The organism is Salinicoccus sediminis, assembly GCF_000986795.1.
Classification (GTDB): Bacteria; Bacillota; Bacilli; order Staphylococcales; family Salinicoccaceae; genus Salinicoccus; species Salinicoccus sediminis.
Window position 1 is genome coordinate 454361 of record NZ_LAYZ01000001.1, and the last position, 20990, is coordinate 475350.

At 41.6% G+C, this 20990-nt stretch carries 18 protein-coding genes; 7 read left to right on the forward strand and 11 right to left on the reverse strand.

Features of this window, described 5'->3' with window-relative positions; all coding sequences use genetic code 11:
* Positions 1 to 141: 141 nt before the first annotated feature.
* The 7 genes from tig to WN59_RS02360 form a co-directional block, all read right to left on the reverse strand.
* On the reverse strand, positions 142 to 1428 hold the full coding sequence (tig, locus tag WN59_RS02330) for a trigger factor (protein ID WP_046511945.1): 1287 nt from the start codon (positions 1426 to 1428) through the stop codon (positions 142 to 144).
* Between the two features lie 84 nt (positions 1429 to 1512).
* Positions 1513 to 2469 carry a hypothetical protein gene (locus WN59_RS02335; protein WP_046511948.1) on the reverse strand — a complete coding sequence of 319 codons (957 nt, stop codon included), beginning with the start codon at positions 2467 to 2469 and terminating at the stop codon, positions 1513 to 1515.
* Positions 2459 to 3079, reverse strand: coding sequence for a DNA mismatch repair protein MutT (locus WN59_RS02340; RefSeq protein WP_046511952.1), 621 nt, complete (start codon positions 3077 to 3079; stop codon positions 2459 to 2461). The genes WN59_RS02335 and WN59_RS02340 overlap by 11 nt, the downstream gene beginning before the upstream one ends.
* A 100-nt stretch (positions 3080 to 3179) precedes the next feature.
* Positions 3180 to 4160 (reverse strand): acyltransferase family protein, encoded by a 981-nt coding sequence (locus tag WN59_RS02345; RefSeq protein ID WP_046511955.1) that lies wholly within the window; start codon positions 4158 to 4160, stop codon positions 3180 to 3182.
* A gap of 1314 nt (positions 4161 to 5474) precedes the next feature.
* On the reverse strand, positions 5475 to 5666 hold the full coding sequence (locus tag WN59_RS02350; protein ID WP_046511957.1) for a DUF6440 family protein: 192 nt from the start codon (positions 5664 to 5666) through the stop codon (positions 5475 to 5477).
* A 112-nt stretch (positions 5667 to 5778) separates the two neighbouring features.
* Positions 5779 to 6957 carry an IS256 family transposase gene (locus WN59_RS02355; RefSeq protein ID WP_046511960.1) on the reverse strand — a complete coding sequence of 393 codons (1179 nt, stop codon included), beginning with the start codon at positions 6955 to 6957 and terminating at the stop codon, positions 5779 to 5781.
* Positions 6958 to 7125: 168 nt separating this feature from the next.
* Entirely contained in the window at positions 7126 to 8154 is a 1029-nt protein-coding gene (locus WN59_RS02360; protein ID WP_046511965.1) for a restriction endonuclease, read from the reverse strand.
* A gap of 229 nt (positions 8155 to 8383) precedes the next feature.
* Between WN59_RS02360 and WN59_RS02365 the strand changes: the two genes are divergently transcribed.
* From WN59_RS02365 to WN59_RS13915, 5 genes are all read left to right on the forward strand, one after another.
* A complete protein-coding gene (locus WN59_RS02365; protein ID WP_231577066.1) occupies positions 8384 to 9244 on the forward strand; it encodes a formamidase in 861 nt (286 codons plus the stop codon).
* A gap of 159 nt (positions 9245 to 9403) precedes the next feature.
* Positions 9404 to 11110 (forward strand): carbon starvation CstA family protein, encoded by a 1707-nt coding sequence (locus WN59_RS02370; protein WP_046511968.1) that lies wholly within the window; start codon positions 9404 to 9406, stop codon positions 11108 to 11110.
* 13 nt (positions 11111 to 11123) lie between these two features.
* On the forward strand, positions 11124 to 11381 hold the full coding sequence (locus tag WN59_RS02375) for a cory-CC-star protein (protein ID WP_046511971.1): 258 nt from the start codon (positions 11124 to 11126) through the stop codon (positions 11379 to 11381).
* A gap of 21 nt (positions 11382 to 11402) precedes the next feature.
* A complete protein-coding gene (locus tag WN59_RS02380; protein ID WP_046511975.1) occupies positions 11403 to 12335 on the forward strand; it encodes an ArsA family ATPase in 933 nt (310 codons plus the stop codon).
* 153 nt (positions 12336 to 12488) lie between these two features.
* Positions 12489 to 12752 carry a hypothetical protein gene (locus tag WN59_RS13915; protein WP_052747228.1) on the forward strand — a complete coding sequence of 88 codons (264 nt, stop codon included), beginning with the start codon at positions 12489 to 12491 and terminating at the stop codon, positions 12750 to 12752.
* A 354-nt stretch (positions 12753 to 13106) separates the two neighbouring features.
* Here WN59_RS13915 and WN59_RS02390 read toward each other — a convergent pair whose 3' ends face one another.
* From WN59_RS02390 to WN59_RS02410, 4 genes are all read right to left on the reverse strand, one after another.
* Entirely contained in the window at positions 13107 to 15131 is a 2025-nt protein-coding gene (locus WN59_RS02390) for a coiled-coil domain-containing protein (protein WP_046511978.1), read from the reverse strand.
* Between the two features lie 13 nt (positions 15132 to 15144).
* Positions 15145 to 15612 (reverse strand): helix-turn-helix domain-containing protein, encoded by a 468-nt coding sequence (locus tag WN59_RS02395; RefSeq protein ID WP_046511981.1) that lies wholly within the window; start codon positions 15610 to 15612, stop codon positions 15145 to 15147.
* A gap of 13 nt (positions 15613 to 15625) precedes the next feature.
* The gene (locus tag WN59_RS02400) at positions 15626 to 16579 is read right to left on the reverse strand and encodes a hypothetical protein (protein ID WP_046511984.1); all 954 of its coding nucleotides are present in this window, start codon (positions 16577 to 16579) and stop codon (positions 15626 to 15628) included.
* 353 nt (positions 16580 to 16932) lie between these two features.
* Positions 16933 to 17166, reverse strand: a complete 234-nt coding sequence (locus tag WN59_RS02410; protein WP_052747230.1) for a hypothetical protein — start codon at positions 17164 to 17166, stop codon at positions 16933 to 16935.
* Between the two features lie 273 nt (positions 17167 to 17439).
* On the opposite strand from WN59_RS02410, the gene WN59_RS13460 reads away from it, so the two are divergent.
* Positions 17440 to 19662: an McrB family protein gene (locus WN59_RS13460; RefSeq protein WP_052747231.1), complete on the forward strand. Its 2223-nt coding sequence runs from the start codon at positions 17440 to 17442 to the stop codon at positions 19660 to 19662.
* Positions 19652 to 20968 (forward strand): 5-methylcytosine restriction system specificity protein McrC, encoded by a 1317-nt coding sequence (locus tag WN59_RS02420; RefSeq protein WP_052747234.1) that lies wholly within the window; start codon positions 19652 to 19654, stop codon positions 20966 to 20968. Before WN59_RS13460 ends, WN59_RS02420 begins: the two co-directional genes overlap by 11 nt.
* Positions 20969 to 20990 lie beyond the last annotated feature (22 nt).

Here is a 20990-nt window from a genome sequence, read left to right on the forward strand (position 1 = left end):
TCAACACCTCTTTTTTCATTCCTGTAAAATATACTAGATATAGGCGGCAAAATCAAATAACTGGTTTCAGACTGCTCAAAATGAGTAGAAAAGCTCTGCAACAACTGTTACAGAGCTTCGTTCTATTTTGGCTATAACCTGTTATTCAGCTTTTTTCCTGTTGTCCACAAGCACGTCGATCGCCTTTTGGACTTTGAGATCCTCATTCAGCATGGAGAGGTCTCCAAGTGTTGATTTGATATCTTCAACTTTGATGCCGAACTGCTCACTCATTTTTTCGAGTTCAGCATCCACATCAGCCTCAGCCACTTCGATGTTTTCATCGACAGCAATCTGCTTCAGTACAAGGTTTGTACGCACGCGTTTTTCAGCATCGTCTTTCATCTGATCACGGAGTGCATCCTCATCCTGGCCGGAGAGCTGATGATACATTTCCATGTTGATGCCCTGCTGTGACAGACGCTGTTCGAATTCCTGCAGCATTCTGTCAGTCTCAGTCTTGATCATCGCTTCCGGAACGTCGATTTCAGCGTTGCCTGCAGCCTGGTCAATCAATTGTTCTTTCATTGAAACGTCAGCCTGGTTCTCTTTTGCTTCCTTTAGGTCTTTTTCAAGTTTCTCTTTGAGCGCATCCACCGACTCGACATCCTGATCGAGTTCTTTGAGAAGATCTTCATCAAGTTCAGGCGTTTCCTTCACTTTGATCGAGTTGATCTTCACTTTGAATACCGCTTCTTTACCTGCAAGCTCTTCAGCGTGGTACTCTTCAGGGAAAGTTACTTCAACGTCTTTCTCGTCGCCGTTCTCAAGGCCGATAACCTGCTCTTCAAATCCAGGGATGAAGCTTCCGGAGCCGATTTCGAGGTCATAGCCTTCAGCTTTTCCGCCTTCGAACTGCTCTCCGCCGACATATCCGTCGAAGTCCAGGTTGACGATATCACCTTCCTCAACTTTGCCTTCGTCTTTGACAACCATTTCCGCATGGGATTCGAGCATGCTGTCGATTTCTTTCTGAACGTCCTCTTCAGTCACTTCAGTATCGGTTTCTTCAGCCTCGAGACCTTTGTACTCGCCGAGTTTAACTTCCGGTTCAACAGTAACTTTGGCAGTGAAAACAAGGTCTTTGCCTTTTTCCATCTCTTCGATGTCCACTTCCGGCTGGTCAACCGGGTTGATGCCCGCTTCTTCGACAGCTTCTGTATAAGCTTTAGGAAGCAGGATGTCGAGTGCATCCTGGTAAAGGGATTCTACACCGAAACGCTTCTCGAACATCTGACGCGGTACTTTACCTTTTCTGAATCCAGGTACAGATACCTGCTTGGATACTTTTTTAAATGCTTCATCCAGGGCGGAGTCCACTTCAGTCGCTGGAACTGTTACAGTTAGAACTCCTTCGTTACCCTCTTGTTTTTCCCACTTTTGAGCCATAGTTAAATTCCTCCGTTAGTACGTAATTTCAATTAACCAATATAGTATAACATATCAATTTTCTATATCCAACAATTGATTTCCTCAGTTACCGGCCTCGATAGACGATTCCATGGACCGGATCCATTCCATTGCTTCTTCCGCTGCAAATGATTCTCTTTCATATACGAGGTTTACCATTTCATGCAGGATCAGCAAATAACTGTCTATAAGACTATCGGTATTTATATCCGGTGTCAAAGGATAGCAATGGATGATATGGGACATAATCATCGCCCTGGCTGATTCCTGGAATTCAGGCATCAGCTCTTCCATTTCACTTAAAACGGATGATAAAACAATCCTGGACAGTTCGAGTGTCTCCAGAGTGTCAAGATCAGCTGGGACGACCGTAATCTTTTCATTAAACTTCTCAATTTCAACCGGTCTGTCATCACCCGTTCCATTTAAATAAAGAAGCATGAAAGTGATGAGCTGGTAGTCCTCTGTTTTAAAAAGCGCATCTCTGACCAGATCCATGTACTCTGCATCCTGGCCATCCGTCCATTGAGCAAGATGTTCCAGTTTCTCATAATGGAGCATCGCGCGAAAATCATCTGCAGTAACGACCGGTTCATTCCCGCGGCCGGACTCTTCCTGTTTTTCGTCCAGAGCTTTCTTGGCCCTGTGACGGAGTGCCGCGACTTCTATACGGAATCCCTGTGGTATATTTTCAGCCATGAGATGGTCGGAAAACTCGATTACTTCAAAATACCTTCCAAGCTCAATAAGGGCGGTCAAAAGATAGTACATGTGCGTTTCGTAATTACCGGCTCCCTCATTCATGGACATCAGCGCATCATCCACAATGGCTCTGGCATCATCCGTTCTGAGTCTCGATTCATAATATTTCTCAACCAGTTCAATTTCGGGATCCGCATGCTTCGCGTATTGGCTGAACCTTCCTATAAAGGAAGCATATTCTTCATTATCAAAAAGCTTTTCCAGATCATGTTCTGCTTTTTTCAGAAAGCGTCTGTGTGAGCTTACCTTATCTGTCATAAGCATCCCTGATGATCAGTTCGCTCCATGATTCATACGGAGACATGGCTTTCAGGTTTTCGTCTTTTTCCCAGATCAATTCAAGCGTGTCTTCCTCTTTGGATGACACAATCGAAGGATCGACTTTCACACTCAGGACAAGACCAATATGGACTTTCCCCACCTCATTGTCATCATCATTGATCATGCCCATGATTTCCATATCCTTGACAGCTTCAGCCGAGAGTCCAACTTCTTCTTCCAGCTCTCTCGCAGCATTGACCGACAGTTTCGAATCGATGTCAGACACTTCAGGCACATCGTTCATATGACCGCCGACCCCGATGGACAGGAGTCCGTGCAGCCGTGATTCACCACCGCCGCCGAGACGTTTATATACGAGTGTCGCGTCATCACTGTCAGATTTGATGATCACATAGCTGATTAGCTGCTTATATGAAGGATCTTCTTCCATATCCCCGCGTCTTTTCACTTCAAAACCACCAAAAGTGGAAATAATCTCTTTATATCTTGCATCCTCTTTGCCGATAAAACCGTTGAATGCATTCTTCTCGCCATCGAAAATATCAGATCTCGGAACAACCAGGATCTTTTCGTCAAACTTGCTCATTAATATTCTCCTCCCAAGTATCGCTGCATCATAATAATCTTATATAAGCTGAAATGTTTTGTAAAATAAAATTCCTCAGAAGCGTTGATGCATCTGCTGATCAGGCACTTTTCAACTTTTTCCGGACTTTATTTTCAAGCTCAAAGAACAGTACGCCTGCTGCAAAACACAGCACTACGCTGATCAGAACATATAGAGACAATGGCAAACCTGCGAACATGTTCGGAATCATCCAGAAATATACCATCTGGGTCAAAAAGATATGATATGAAGCCCGGCCGACTTTTATCAGGGATTTGCTCAAAGGATTCACGCCTTTAATCCTGTATGCCTTCAGACATACTATCGTGAATAGCAGGGTGTAGAAAAAAGCCGGTGCGTGCTGACTCAGCCAGACAGGCTCCATGATCAGTTCCAGTTCGAAATAGTTCACACCTGTAATATAGATGACACTCACTCCCGCAAGCGGGAGAATCCATCTATAGCTGATCCTGTTATAGTTGAATGCAAGCCATACACCAAGTGTAAGTGCGAATACATATCTGACGATTATGATCCGGTACAGGTCCCGGGAGACGTCCAGCCACAGGCAGACAATCTCCAGGAGCAGACTGAAAATAAGTAATACAAATGTCATTACGTTCAGATTTTTCTTCATCAGAAGATATATAAGAGGAAGAATCAGCGTCGCCTGCACGATGATCGGGACGAAATAACTGCCCGGTCCCCATCCACCGGTAAGGAACTGGAGCGGCAGTTCAAGAACACTGGTGCCTCCTTTGAAAAGGAAGTACAGGAGCACCTGTCCCAGCCATACTGCAGCAAACGGATAAATCAGCCTTTCGACTTTCTTATAGATGAAAGACGGATTATAAAATTCGGCAAGGGATTCATAATTTCTTTTCTTATAGGAATTGGCTGTGTTGAAGCCGGCCAGCAACATGAATACAGGTACTGCCTGCCATATATGATACGGCGCAAATGTCACGTAAAGGAGGTCTCTCGGCACACAATGTATGAATATTACTGCAAACATTGCCATCGCTTTTAGAACATCTATATTATGATTGCGTTTCTCCATGTCCAGTCTCCCCCACAGAAAGTTTGACTAATATCATAATCGAGAAACCGGAAAGCTACAAATGAAAGCATACGAGAAAGATGCATTTAACTTACAATGTAATGAAGAATTTAAAAGAGCGTTGGCGAATGCCAACGCTCTTACGGTTACTTCCTGACAAACACCTTTACATCTTCATCCAGCAAAAGTATCTTCCCACCCGCAGAACCTGTGCCGGCATATAAATACTGCATCCAGTTTCCTTATCCGTAATGATATGCCACATCATTGCACTATCCGCATCAGATTTCCCAGTTTCAAATCTCATTTCTGCCAGCTTATCATTTTCACCAGACATTGAGCAGTATCTTCTAAGAAAATATGAGTCCACTATAACATTATGTATATATTATTTACTTCTGAAAGGCGTACATAAAAAAATTAAAACCCCGTAAGCACGCGGATTACAGAGTTTTAATGAATATCGTATTTGGATTTAAACGTCCCAGAAGGGAGTTCGAAAGCCCTTCAAATGGGTATATTCAAAGACTCATGGACCAGATATTGACCAAGACGTTTTTTCACTTTTTATGACTTACTTACTTATTATAGTAGAAACTCGGTCACTATAGCTAACTGATATACAATAAATCTAAATTAGGTTACTTATTACTAGCTACCACATGTACTGATGAGAGAAATGAAGGCACAGGTCAATTAAATCCTTCACTTAATAATGGAAAATATACCATAGGAAAAGATTTAAATGAATTCGTTTTGAAATTTGAGGTTCCGACTAACGATGAAGCAAGAATATATAATGATCGTGGTATAAAAGTTTCCCGTTTAAAAAATCATCTAAAATTATGGAACGATTCAGATATGATAAAACATACTGAGTTAGATTTTAGCAACAGAATTGCTCGATGTACTTATGATGATTTAGTTTACATTGTAAATGATAAAGGAGGAAGAATGGTTTTAAAGATTACTCAAGCCGACTCTGAGTCTCATGGTCGAGACATAGATAACATTGTCTTTGAATGGAAAATATTAGCATAATTATATGACTTTTATTTATTAAAATTAAAAAGCCTCCACTGAAAATTCCAATACTCAATTGAGGGTATCTTTATTGTCGTTATGCACTAAGACTGTCTCATATATCGAGATCACAAACTAGCAATATCTACCAAATTTGCTATAATCAAATATGGAATATACCATACGAGCTGGTGCAGCGGAAACTGCATCAGTTTTTTTATGTATCCCGCCCTCCCGGACGGGTGCAGATAGCACACAAGTGCATGTGTACATATATGTTAGTGGATCAGCTTACTTCTTAATAATCACTTGTCCATTCTCATCTAACAGTGGCGTTACCCCGCCAGCTGTACCGCCCCAGGCATACAAATACTGCACTCCAGTTTCCTTGTCTGTAATAACATGGCATAAGATCCCACCATCGGATTTAACTTGCTCTGTTTCAAATCTTGATTCCTTAGATTCACTGCTTTTACCAAACATTAGCTAGAACCTCCTTTACTATTACGGCAATCATAATATAGTATATGTATCCTCCCCTGGGACCGTCAATAATTATGTGTAAATGAAGGCATGCCTTTTCTTGTAGTGTGCATTACCCGCTGAACATTTCAGCTAATTCTGCACGGGCCTGGTCAAAACCAATATGGCACCGTGTCGCGAACCGTTGGTTATATGCTTCAAATTGAGTGACCAGGAAACGGTCAAGGGCGTCCGCGTTCGGGAACTGCTCTTTGCGCTTACTGTACCGTTTGATTCTCTTATTGAATGACTCAATCAGATTTGTGGAGTAAATGCTTCTCCTGATTGCTTCAGGGAAATCATAAAAAGTGAACAGATCCGGATTGGCTTTCAACGATTGCGTGACTTTGGCGTAAGATTTCTTCCAATTCTCGATAAACGCGTCCAAAGCCTGCTCAGCTTCGGCCTTATCCGTGGCGCGATACAGGGACTTCAGGTCCTCACAGATTGCCTTCCGGTCCGACACACGGACCTTGTGGGAAATGTTGCGTGCAACGTGAATGAAACATGTCTGGTATTTCGCTTTTGGAAACACCGAATGAATACTGTCTTTGATACCTGGAAGCCCGTCAGAAATGAAGAGCAGGACTTCCGTCACGCCCCGTGCATGGATATCTCCAATCAATTCTTTCCATACATACGCAGATTCCGTCGGCGCGACAGTATAGGCCAGCACTTCCTTGGAGCCATCCTCCCGGATGCCCACAGCGATATAGACAGCCTCTTTGGTCACTGTCTCCCGTTTGACGGGCAGGAATGTCGCATCCAGGTACACGCACACATACCGCTCGGATAACGAACGCTGGCGAAATGCCTCCACTTCTTCTGTGACCGCCCGGGTCATATTTGAAATGGTCTGGGGCGTATAGTGATGCCCATACATCCGTTCAATCAGATGGGAGATTTCAGACATCGTCACCCCTTTTTGAAACATATGGATGACAAAAGATTCCAATGTGTCATTGGACCGCTTGTAAGGCGCAACGGTCTGCTGCTTGAAGTCCCCATTCCGGTCCCGGGGAATGTCAATCTGAAGGTCGCCATATTCGGTATGTAACGTGCGGGAATAGACGCCGTTTCTGGAGTTCCCGGAATTGAAGCCCACACGGTCATACTTTTCGTAGTCCAGGAATGCAGTCAATTCGGTTTTCAGTAATGTGTTCACCGCCGTTTCCAGGTGGCTGCGGAAGATTTCTGTGACATCGTCTTTTTTTACTAGAGCTTGAATAATATCTGATGTAAAATGATCCATAGGGGTCGTCCTCTTTTCTTGGATTTGGTGTGGTAACTTAATCTTACAAGAAAAGGACGCCCTTTTTCTATTTATTCATTTACACAAACTATTTTACGCTCTCTTTGAATTCCATAACTACTAAAATTATTTTCTCGTGTCCTTTATATAATTGTTCAATATATTTAGTTATTCTTCTATCTCCTTATCCAACATCCATACTCGCTTTATTGGAATTTCGTTTTTTATATCGTCACTAAGGTTATCGTAGTGTTCAAATATTTGTTGGATAATGGTTTTGGAGTCCCATAGTCTTACTTTGAAGAAATGTTTAGGCACTTCCCTAGTAACAGAAGATTTAAAACCACTCCAAGATACGAGGAGACCATAATCTGCATTGAAGTTACTCATTGTTCCAACTAATTGGTCTAACGTAGGTCTATCTAACGGTGAATCTTCTGTTTTAACTTGAGCACAGATACGAGGAGAACCGAATCCTAGTAAATCTGAAGAAGCCAGTATATCTACACCATGATCTGAACCTTCTGGACTTTTAAATGTAGTAAAACCTTGTGCTTTTAATATCTCTTCTATTAATGTTTCCATCTTAGATCCCTTGAACTTTCTTATAATTCTCTCTGAAATCTGATCATAAATAAACTCTTCTATATCTATAGATGCTGGTTCTTCACTCTCATCTACTAATTGAACTGTTCTTTTGTTTTTTGGAACCTGCCATCCATTATTCTTCATTTCTTTTATTCTTTCTTCAGCATTGTTTCTCTGTATTTTGCAAACCGTCATAAAAGCGCCGAGAGAATATAAGATGTCTTGATCAAACCTCTCACGAGGAATATCTTCCTTAATCCAATCTATTTCGCGATAATGAAAATAAGGGTTTTCCAAATTTTCATCATAAATGTACTGGCTTTTCACAACCCCTATGTGGATAGTCCGATTCAATTTGGACGGTAATGCAATATAATCACCAATATCAATTTTACGAGCCATTGGCCATATTTGTGATGCCCAATTTATAGCCGTTTTCTTTTTCTCAATATCATAGTGTTCCATTAATTTCTCTACTAATAATTCCTTAGATTCGATACTTTTCAAATTAAAATTGAGCCTATCCCATGTTAAGTATATTCTATTATCCTCTAAAAATTTATTTTCGTACTCTCCATTCTTCCCTGCTCTGAACAACCAGACTGTCATATATATATCCCCCTCAAATTTTGACTGCTTTTAAATTACAGAATTTTCTAATATAATAAGCGTAACATATTTCGTATGAAAATATATATTAGGAGGATGAATGAAATGAGCGGACTTGGTGGACTGAACAAATCACAGAATGGTGTGGTCATCGGACTTGTACAGCTGCAGCTGGCCGGTGACTGAAACGAAGGCGGACCTCACACAGCAGACGGAGAAGGTTTGTGAAATGGTCAGGAAGGCGAAGCGGTTTGCTGCACCGATCGACCTGGTGGTCTTTCCGGAATATATGCTGCATGGCCTCTCCATGAGCATGGACAAGGAGATCATGTGTGATGTGGATGGCCCTGAAGTCGAGGCATTCAAGGATGTGTGCAGGGAGAATGACATCTGGGGCTGCTTCTCCATCATGGAGTATAACCCGGACGGTAATCCATACAACACCGGACTGATCATCGACAACAAGGGAGAAATCAAACTGAACTACCGGAAGCTGCATCCATGGGTGCCCGTTGAACCTTGGGAGCCGGGAGATGTCGGGCTGCCGGTATGTGAAGGGCCGAACGGCAGTACACTTGGACTCGCGATCTGCCACGACGGCATGTTCCCGGAAGTCAGTCGTGAGCTGGCGTATAAAGGTGCTGACATCATCCTGAGGACGGCAGGATACACTGCGCCGATCCGTCACTCCTGGCGGATCACGAACCAGTCGAACGCCTTCTGTAACCTCGCCTATACCGCATCGGTCGCCATGTGCGGCACCGACGGCACGAACGATTCCATGGGCGAAGGCATGATCGTCAACTTCGACGGGGTGCCGATGGTCGAAGGCAGCAACCGCCCGGATGAGATCATCACCGGGGAAGTCAGACCGGACCTCGTCCGGGAGGCGCGGACGGACTGGGCCGTCGAGAACAACATGTATCAGCTCGGACACCGCGGCTATGTCGCCGTCGAAGGCGGCATCACCGATGCGCCGTACACCTATATGCAGGACCTGCAGAACGGAGAGTATAGACTGCCCTGGGAAGATGATATTGTCCATAAGGACGGAGGGGCCTACGGGTTTGACAAGCCGAGGAAGAAGTAGAGACAACTCCAATATGATCATGTGCCACCGGGTATCCGCCCGGTGGCATTTTTGTTTCTTTCCCTCCACGAAAGGCTTCATTGCGCTTTTTCACATTTATAATTATCAGAACATTCGGTAAACTTATATGTAAATCTGATACAAGAAGGAGTAACTTCTATGAATGCCATACTCGTCGCAATCATCGGGCTCGGTGTCTTCGTGCTGGGCTACCGCTACTACTCCAAGTTCATCGCGGAACGCATCTACCGGCTCGATCCCAACTACATGACGCCCGCCCACAAGTACAAGGACGGCGTCGACTTCGTGCCTACGAACAAATTCGTCCTCTGGGGCCACCACTTCACATCCGTTGCGGGGGCGGCACCGATCCTCGGTCCTGCCATCGCCGTCTACTGGGGCTGGCTGCCGGCCTTCCTGTGGGTCATCCTCGGGACCGTATTCGCCGCCGGTGTCCATGACTTCGGCACGCTCGCAATATCCGTCAGGAATAAAGGCCAGTCGATCGGTACGATCGCAGAGAAGTTCATCGGCCGGCGCGGCAAGATCCTGTTCCTGTTCATCATCTTGACACTCGTGCTGATGATCAATGCGGTATTCGCCTGGGTCATCGCTAACCTGTTCATTACATACCCGGCAAGCGTCCTGCCCGTCTTCATCCAGATTCCGCTCGCGATATGGATCGGGTACGCAGCATACAAGAAGAACATGAAGATGCTCGTCCCGTCACTGATTGCGCTTGCGGTCATGTACTTCTTCGCCGTCATTACGGCGGAAGTGTCCTGGCTGCAGATTGACCTCGTGTCCTATATGGGCGGTGAAGGCGCTGCCGGACTGTTCGGCCTCGGCGCCGTATCGACGGCCTTCATGGTCTGGATCATCATCCTGCTCATCTATGTCTATATCGCATCGACCCTGCCGGTATGGAAACTGCTCCAGCCGAGGGATTTCATCAACTCCCACCAGCTGACCGTCGGACTGCTCATCCTCTACGGCGGCCTGCTGCTGACGAATCCGACGATCAATGCGCCGGCGACGAACGCCGATGCGGACACATCCTGGCTGCCACTGCTCTTCATCACGGTGGCCTGCGGCGCGATTTCCGGCTTCCACGGACTCGTCTCCTCGGGTACATCATCCAAGCAGCTCGATAAGGAGACGGATGCCCGTTTCGTCGGCTACTTCGGTGCCGTCGGCGAAGGGATACTCGCACTCATCTCCATCATCGCCGTTGTGACACTGTTCAGCAGTGTGGACGACTTCGCCGCCACGTACTCGAGCTTCAATGACGCCAATGCGAGCGGGCTCGGCAACTTCGTCGAAGGGGCTGCGATTCTTGCCGGCGGCCTCGGCATCCCGACGGCTGTCGCAACGACGCTCGATACATCTGTCCGCCTCATGCGCTATATCATCGCCGAGATCGGCAGTGAATATAAGGTGCCGTCACTCACAAAGAAGCATGTCGCGACGACAATCGCTGTCGTTTCCACCGCGGCACTTGTCCTGATTCCGGAAGGGCCGAACGGATTCGGCTCCGGCGGCTATCTCATCTGGCCGCTGTTCGGTACATCGAACCAGCTGCTTGCGGGCATCAGTCTGCTGCTGATCTCCATCTGGCTGAAGCGCCAAGGCATCAACTACGCCGTCACGCTCATCCCTATGATCTTCCTGATGTTCATGACGCTTTATGCCATGTTCGTCCAGGTATTCTTCGAATGGGCATGGTACGCCGACGGCTCGAACCTGCTGCTGTTTGTACTCGGTGCCATCATCTTCGTCTTCGCCATTTGGATCGTCATCACAGCCATCCAGGCGCTCACCGGCAAGTTCGATGATGAACTCGCGAAGCATCGCAATGACGAGTAAGGAGGGATAACCCATGCTCGACAATATCAAGAAGCTGATCCGGTACTACGAGGAAGTGCTCGAAATGCCGCACCGTACGGAAGTGGCCAGGGAGCTGAGGGACCAGGATGACCTTTTCCTGCTGCTCCTCTACTCCGAGATGATCGGCATACCGAATCCGGTCTACTATTACACGCTGGAACTGTACCCGCACATCATCGAGGACTTCCACGACTGGCATCTCCGCATGGGGATGGACAAGTCGCAGCTGACCGGCATCCGCTGCTGCTGACTACACTAAAGGAGCATATCCATGAGCATTCATACAAAGAAGATTCTGTTCATCGGTGGCAAGGGAGGCGTAGGAAAATCTACGTCCGCTGCCGCCATCGCATGGCAACTCGCAAAATCAGGGAAGAAGACGCTGCTCGTCTCGACCGACCCGGCCCATAACCTCGGGCATATCTTCTCGCGTGACATCGGCGGGGAGACGGTACAGATTGCAGATAACCTCCATGCGCTCGAGATCGACCCGGAGCATGAGACGAAGAAGTACATCGACTCGGTGAAGGAGAACATCAAGGGCACCGTCCAGTCCAGCATGATCGAGGAGGTCAACCGCCAGCTCGATACCGCCCAGGCCTCACCCGGTGCGGATGAATCGGCGCTGTTCGACAAGCTCGTCTCCATCATCCTCGAGGAGGAAGGCGAATACGACCACCTCGTCTTCGACACCGCCCCTACCGGCCATACCATAAGGCTCTTAACATTACCGGAGCTGATGGGGGTTTGGGTCGAGGGGCTGCTGAAGAAGCGGCAGAAGACGAATAAGAACTACACCCAGCTCCTGAACGACGGGGAACCGGTTGAGGACCCGATCTACGATGTCCTCCTCACCCGGCAGAACCGCTTCTCACAGGCACGGGAGATTATGCTCGAGTCCGGAAAGACGGGATTCATCTTCGTCCTGAATCCCGAAAGGCTGCCGATACTTGAAACCAGGAAGGCCGTGGGCCTCCTCGACAAGTATCACCTGCATGTAAAGACGCTCATCATCAATAAGGTGCTGCCCGATGAAGCCGACGGCACCTTCCTCGCCCAGCGGCGGGAGCATGAACAGCGGTATTTGAAGGAGATTGAAGACACCTTCACAGATCAGAACCTCATCCGCGTGCCCCTGCTCCCCCATGACATCACGACCATCGAGGAGCTCGACCGGTTCAGCGCGTATTATGAGATGGACTGAAAAATAAGAGGAGCCTCCACCACTGTGGAGACTCCCATATGTTGAATCTATTGGAGCAGAGCAATCTGCTCCTTTTTTGTAGACTTTAAATGTAATGGTTATTTTCGGTCAGAAGCGGTAAAAGTATAATAATCAATATATGGAGGGATGAAGATGAAACGTGCTGAAGATATTGAAATCATTCCAATAAAGGTCGAAGATGACGGCAAGATACCCAACCACCCCGACTTCCCCTTGCTGATCTATAAGAGTGTATTTGAAGATGGGAATGACATCTCCGCGATTCTGAATTCCAATGACTGGTCCGGAGAGTGGCTCGGCTCCGTCCACCCTTTCCACCACTACCACAGCAACACCCATGAAGTGCTTGCGGTCAAAGGGCGATGTCATCATCCTTCCTGCCGGCTATGGTCATAAGAAGATAGAAGCAAGTGACGATTATGCGAATTACGGTGCCTACCCCGGAGGTATCAGTTTTGATATGTGCTATGGAGAACCTGAAGAGCGGCCTAAAAAGGTGAAGAATATAAAGAATGTTCCGATGTCGAAATATGATCCTGTTTTTGGTCAAGAAGGACCCTTGTTCGATTACTGGACACCTTGAACCCTACTTTAAAGTAGAAAACATCCCATCAGGCAGAGTGAGAAGAACTCATATTTCAAAAAACATTAATCTTATTCACTCAGTAGAAAATATAAATGTGTGAATATGTTACTAAAGAACTGCATCCCTTATTTCGATAAAATATATTATAGGCCTCCATTTATGAATTAATCTAATTCTCTAGTATCTTTTTTAAAAGCAAGTTTATCAATTTTAATGATTTTATCTACAGCGCTTAAATTTTCTATTATACTTTTAGAGTCAGTATCCTTTATGGTAAAACCAATTATAGTTTGTACATTATTATTCAAAGATTTCACTTTGGATAGAAATGCCCTCATATCTTTTTCTACTATACTATGCTGATTAGGCTCATCGAACATAATAAAATTTGGATGGGTACCTCCATACTCTGCAGAAACTTCTTGTAATGCAATCGTATAAGCCCAAATGCCTCTTATATGATCACTAGCTGAAGAATCAAACTTCAAATCATAACCCATAATCTCAGGCAATAATGTTTGATAAGATATACCAATGTTTTCTTCAGGCTCCATACTCCTGTAACCGAATTTTTTAAGATTGACCACGAATTTATTTTTTAAACTATCGATTTTTTTATAATCTTTTTGAGAGTAATCATCTTTGGTCAATTTGCTTAACTTCTTTTTTAACCTTTTATAATCCTCAGAAATGTTAGTGAAGTCATTTTGAATACTCACTAGTTTTGCTTGCGCCTCTTTTAATTTATCTACCTTTTGTTCTAACCTTATTTTTTTCAATATAACATGCTCATTATATTCATCATTTAATTTGTATAAATCTTCTTTAATAGCCACAGCTAAAGCATTTAGTTTTTTTGTTTTTTGGGAATATTTTTGTACTTTGTGGTTAATATCATCAATTATGTCTTTTTTTTGAGAAATTATTGATTCAAATAAAATTTTTTGGTTTTTTAAATGCTTTATGTTTTCTTCAGGCGTCATTATTTCAGTATGATATTGACTATTAAGTAATGTATCTTCTAATTTTTGACCACACGTCGGACATACTCCTTCGTATATTTTTGACCCTTTTTCTGATCCATAATTAGCTATTTTTCTAATATCTATATTGTTCTGAATATCATTACTTAAGTTTTCCAACCCTTCTTCTAAGCCAGAAATTTCTGTAAGTTCCTTGTTTTTTTGATTAATTAAGTCTTCTGCTTTAAACTTATAATCGCTGATATCATCCATAACTTGTAATAACTCTTCATTCAAATTTTTATTATCATTAGTAGTTTTGTATTTATTTACAGCAATATCCTTTAATTCTGCTTCCGTAATATCTATACTTTTTTTTAAACTCAAAGAATTTTCATCAGAAATAATCTCAACTTGATCTTTTTCTATAAAATTCAATTCTTTTGTTACACCGACCAATCTTAACTCTAAATTTTTTAGATATGCGTTTGTTTCTAGATATAATTCTTGCCATCTCATTTTATTCTCTTTTATTTTATCGTTTATTTCGGTTTTATTCTTAGATAATTCGATAGAATCCATATTTAGGATATATTCTATTGTCTTTTTTTTCGGTTCCTTTATCCCAAAGTTCGGAGCTCTGGACAATATATCGCTCCAGCCTCTTTTTTGCTCAATCATTATTGCTGCAAAAACATTTTGAATATATAATTTTTTCTCTTTCCCATCGTAACCTAATACATCAGGTAATTCTAATCCCATAAAATCTTCTAGAAAATGAAAGAAACCAAATTTTCCTTTTGCTGAATTTGAATCATGTACAAAAAAGTCTTCTCTTTTCACCTTTAAATTAAGCCTGTCCTCATACTTACCATATATTACAGTCATGAGATTATCATTTCTCGTCAAATCATTAACCGTTCGGAGAATAGTAACGATGTTTCTACCATTACTGATTTCCAAGAAAATATCAGCTTTCATAACATTAAATATTTTACCATCAGTATCTCTAATTTTGTTATTATACGCCGCACTTAATACTTTAGAGCCTCTTCCACCTATAATTTCTTCCATTCCTAAACAATACATAATTCCAGATATAATGGAACTTTTACCTGAGGTGTTCATTTCACTTGCTATTATATTTAAACCATTTTGAAATTTTTCATCAAAGATAAATGGTTCTTTTTCTGTAGTTATTTTTATAGTTAATCTGTTTATATTCATGTTTGCCTCCAATCTAAACACTAAATAAATTACTAGTAATATTTTTTACCAACTTTTCTGTTAACGACCCTCCTAGTTCCGTAAAGAATTTTTTCTCGAAAAGAAAAATCTCTTTATCTCTCCAAATATTTTCCGCTATCTTTTTTCCTTTGTCAGTTATTCTAAAACTACCATTTCTTTGAGTTTCTATTAACCCATCGTATTTCATATATTCAAGTGCTTTTATTACAGTAGAATCATACCTTAAATAGATAAATGTTTGCTCTGTTCTTATAAATTCAATTAACTCTTCCTGACTCTTTGTAGAATGTAAATGATTCATTATTATTTGAAATTTAGATATTGAACAGCCTTTGCCTCTACAACATTTTAATAAAATTAATAACAAAATTGTCGTTTTATATGTCAACCTATTATGATATGGAACAGCTTCTTTTTTTTGCAAAAACCTGATTCCTAGAATATTTGGGTTAATATCCATCTATTATGCTCCTTTAGTAAAATTCCATATGGCAATCTGCTAGCCAACTGCTTATAATAGATTGAGCTAACATCATTGAGGTCTCGGTTGTTAAATACTTTAGCTCAACGTTTAATGACTCTTCAAATTCATCTGAAAGAGCGTTGTAAGTTTTTAAATTCATCTCATGATTATAAGACAAGAGAGTTTTTTCCTTCACTTTATTTTTAAAGACACGCTCAATCTTCATTACATCATTCCATATATCTGGATATTCATTAGAAAGTTTCTCTAGAGTAGTCTTCCCAAAAATATATCTTTTAATATGATAATCAATTAATTTCCTACTTCTTTCAGGGTTTTCTTCTGTTGTTGAAGAAATAGCTTTCATTTTTCTTGAAACGTTTTTTGATTTTTCAGAATCTAAAGTTTCCCAGTTTATCGACTCCTCTTCTAATTCGGGAATATCTAATTTCACATCGGTTATTTCTGTTCTGATTAGCCTTGCTATTTCTGTTTTGAAATCAGCAGCGACTTTTATGTGCACTTGAAAATCTTCACTGATATACTCAAGATCTTTTGGATTGTTTTCTTTTGCTTTTAATATCATTCTCTGTTTATTTTGGCAGTGTTCTAATATTCTTTTATCTTTATATTCCGGAACCATGAAAATCCATCTTGTTATTTTTGCGACTCCAATTTTTTTTAAAATACCATGATTATCAATTATTTTTTGTATATCTTTTGTCACTTTATCTCTTTGTGATTCATACAATTTATTATGGTCTAGGTTAGGGTCATCAGGACAGTAGCACTGAATTACAACCCCCAATTTAGATTTAGTAAATCCTTCAATACCTCCATCTCCCTTATAATGGGCAGGAACTTCATGAAAATATTCCTCTTTATAGATTATTCGACAAATATCTAAACATAACGTCTCCCATCGGTTGCCATCTAACTTATAATCTAACCAGTTTATTACCATTATCTTTCCTCTCTTAGTAATCGAATTGATATGAAATTTTCTTTAGTTGGTATTAAAGTTAATAATTTCTTGCTAATATAATCTACCTTTTTATTTGGCAAAATTTTCACTAATACTAAATCGAATTCGATATCTGTTTCTAGAACTTCTACCTCTACTCCTCTATAAAAATATTGATTACATTTTGTCATAGTCTTCAAATCCTTAAAAGTTTTTAATGAAAAACTAAAATTTAACATTATAACAATTCCTTAGAAAATATATCCGAATTGATTTAAAGAAAATCATAGCATATTTGAAATTTTTCAAGCTATGAATTATTTATGTTCAATCACCCTGTAGTACAAATTAGTCTAAAAAACCTTCGAACTGTCGAATACACTTTTATTGTTGATCTGCGTCATCAGGCGGCTGAACTCCTTGTCGGAGAGCGGCTCCGCCTTCAGCTTCGCATGACGCCTGTTCAGGATATCCCTGAAGTTCTGTTCCAATGCCTCGTTGCTTCTGATCGGCACCCGTCCATATCCAATACCCTCAAGACGCTTCATGACCTTCGCCTCAAGAGCATCCTCTCTTTCGTAACTCATATGTCATTCCCCCATTCTTATCTATTGGAAGTTGCTACCATTATACTATAGATGTAGGGGGTAAAAGAACATGCTTATTGAATTTAATAAGCCATACTCTTTTAACTTGAACCGTTATTATAAATCACGGTTCGGAATAGAGAAATCAAAATTTCATTGAAAAGAAGCAGCCAAAATATATAATAAAGCGTTTTCAATTGAGGAGTACTGGATCCATTTCGGTGTGATATTATGTAGAAAATAGCAATATGGTATATAAGGGGGAAACTTCCAATGAATGATTATAAGGATACAAATTTTTTCTTCGCAGGCACTGTAATTGATGGCAAGGATTACACAAATGATTTTGTCGAAAATAATGAATGGCGTCTTGGATGGGTAGACCAGGAAGATAATGATCAGTATCAATTGATGCGGACGTATTATGATCAGATGAAAGAGGGGGACTATCTTATCCTCAAGTCCACCTACACCCGCAAAAATGACCTGCCTTTCTATAACCCTAACAATAAGTCCGCATCCGTTATGAGGATTAAAGCTGTAGGAGTGGTGAAAGAGAATCTCGAAGATGGACATACCATCAGAATCGAATGGATCAGGGATCATCGTTCAACCATGAAGGAATGGTACTTCTACACCTCGAGGGTTGCGATCTGGAAGTTGGACACAGATTATTACTTAAGCAATCATTTGATTGATTTCACCTTAAATGATGTGGAACAGGACTACACCATCTTTTTATATGACGAATACTGGAAAAACCAGTTTTATAATGAAGAACAGTTTCAGGAGTATGTATCATCCCAGCAGGAGGCCAAATTTGATAACCAGTTTGGCTGGATCGATTTCTATCAGGAATTTGCTGATAAGCTTCGCCCCTACTCCAGCGACAGAACAAAACTGATTGAAAAAGTGACTGATGCCTACAACAAGAGCGGGATGACCCTACCAAAAATGGAGAAAGATTATAACGCCATCGATATCGACCCATTTACCATTTTTGCCTTTTTCAACAAAGGAATTAAAGATGAAAATCGAATCAAAATCATCCAGGAATTAAAAGAAGAGTTTTCCGTCACTGCATCTGTACCAGAAACTTTTGATGGTATTCCTGTAGTGAATAATATGAAAGCAACATTCTATGGTTTCATAGGTGACAGGGATGAATATGATATAGATAACTTATGGAGTGTCTTCAATGCTGCATTGGATTATGCGGATAATGATACAGAAGAAAGTAAAAGGGAATTCATCAAACGATTTGATACGGCCATTAACCAAAAATATGTTAAATGGAAATTGACCATGGGACTTTACTGGATTCGCCCCAAGGCGTTCATCAATTTGGATGCGAGAAATAGAGAGTTCATATCCATAGACAAAAATATGGACTCAGACTTCATAAACAGATTTGTTCCCATAAACAAAGTACCTTCGGCCACAGAGTATATTGCGATGATTAAAACTGCACAGTCTTCCATGAAAAGCGGCAATTATAAATTTAAAAGCTTCCCTGAGTTGTCTTATCACGCCTGGATTTCACACAATAAATATAGTGAAGTTGGAAGGGATACAGGGACTACGACTGAAGTACCGCTTGAAGAGGCTGAGCTTTCTGAATATGCAGGTAAACTCGTCTCTTCAAAAAATATAATATTAAGAGGTGCTCCCGGTACAGGAAAGACCTATCTCGCCAGAAACATTGCCGCCGAAGTTGTCAGTGCCGGGAGGGTTAAAAGTTTTGAGCATCTGGATGAGGTCCCTCAGAACAATATAGAATTCATCCAATTCCACCCGAGTTATGACTACACTGATTTTGTTGAAGGCTTTCGGCCAACCATTGATGAAGAGACCGGTGAAATGCGCTACGAGATCATTCCAGGAATCTTTAAGAATTTCGTAACCAGAGCAGCTTCCAGACAGCACACAGGAGAAAAGTTCGTCTTCATCATCGATGAAATCAACCGGGGTGAAATCTCTAAAATTTTCGGTGAGCTGTTCTTCGCCATAGACCCTGGATACCGAGGGAAAAAAGGTGCGGTCAAAACGCAATATTCCCCCATCAACGATGTGAATAAAGTACTTTATGTGCCGGATAATGTCTACATCATTGGAACGATGAATGATATAGACCGCAGTGTCGAAAGTTTTGACTTTGCGATGCGCCGTCGCTTCAGGTTCATTGAAGTGACAGCCGGAAGCCAACTCGGAATACTCTCAGGTCAAATTGATGATTATGATGGTGCCGCCACTCGCCTGATCAGGTTGAACAATGCGATATCTGAAGTCGAGGGACTGAATAGTCATTATCATATCGGCCCCAGCTACTTCCTGAAATTGAATGATATAGATAATGATTTTGAATTATTATGGCAGGATTACCTCGAACCTTTGCTGGAAGAGTATGTACGGGGGTTCTTTGATGAAGCAAGCATACTCTCGGATTTAAAGGCTGCATATGATGGGCTCCATCAGGAGATTGACTATGAAGACTAAAGACAACACAGTGACCGCTATAGATGATGTCACAATCAGCGATGATTTCATAGGCAGAATTGCGAATAAAAACATTGAAGATCTGGAGACTTCCAACCTGTTCCTGTTCCCACCTAAATTAAGTGACATCGATGATCTTGATGCTTCACACTTTCTAATGATGGCAAACAGTGAACGTATAAGAACTACGAATGTGATGGGCAGCATCGGTTATAAAGATGAACGCCTGTTCATAGGTTCTAGATTTGATGTAGATAATGACTATTTCTTTTATTATATGCTTAAAAAAGTACTGAATATGAATGTGATCAATACTGAAGTGAACATGGAACATCAGAGCAGCTTTTTGGAATTGTTGATTCCCCTGTTTCCTAAGCTTTTAAATAATGCGATGAAGAAAGGCCTATATAAAGAATATAAGGTACAGCATCACAATGATACTAATGTAAAAGGGACTATAGATTTCAAAAGACATTTGAAGAAAAATGTTCCTTTCCTCGGTAATATAGCCTACAACACTCGTGAGTTCAGTTACGAAAATCATGTTATTCATCTGATCAGATATACTATAGAGTTTATAAAGAGAAGGAAAAGTTTGAGGAAAGTCCTATATATGAATGACATCACAAAAGAAAATATACATGTCATTGAAGAAAATTCGACCCACTTTGCCTCCATCCATCTGGCCAAGACAATCCACCTGAACATACGCAGACCAGTGAGGCATGGTTACTACTTCGAATATCAGGCTCTGCAAAGGTTGTGTATCGCCATACTGAGGGCGGAATCAAATTATTTTAAGAAAAACACGAATGATGAAATATACGGTATCCTGTTTGATGGTGCCTGGTTATTTGAAGAGTACGTTAATACTCTTATAGACGATCGATTTATCCATCCACAAAATACAAAAGGCATTGGCAGACATTATTTATTCAATGCCGCGAACGGACTCATCTATCCCGACTTTATAAGCAAAGATACATTGAATAGAAAGATTGCTGATACAAAGTATAAACCCATCAATAACATACGGGGGCGTGATTACTTGCAAATTATTGCCTATATGCATCGATTTGAGGCCGATGAAGGATATTTCATCTACCCTTTCCAAGAGAATATGAATAAAACAGGAGAAAATTCATTGTCATTATTATCTGGTGTAAAACATACCAATATCAGAGAACCCAATATTATGGTGGTTAAATCAGGTATCGCTATCCCTAGCCAGGAAAAAGACTTCAATGCATTTGAAAGAGCTATGTATGAGGAAGAGATCAAGTTGAAGAATAGAATTATTCAATAGAAAAAGCTTTGGAATCATCAAA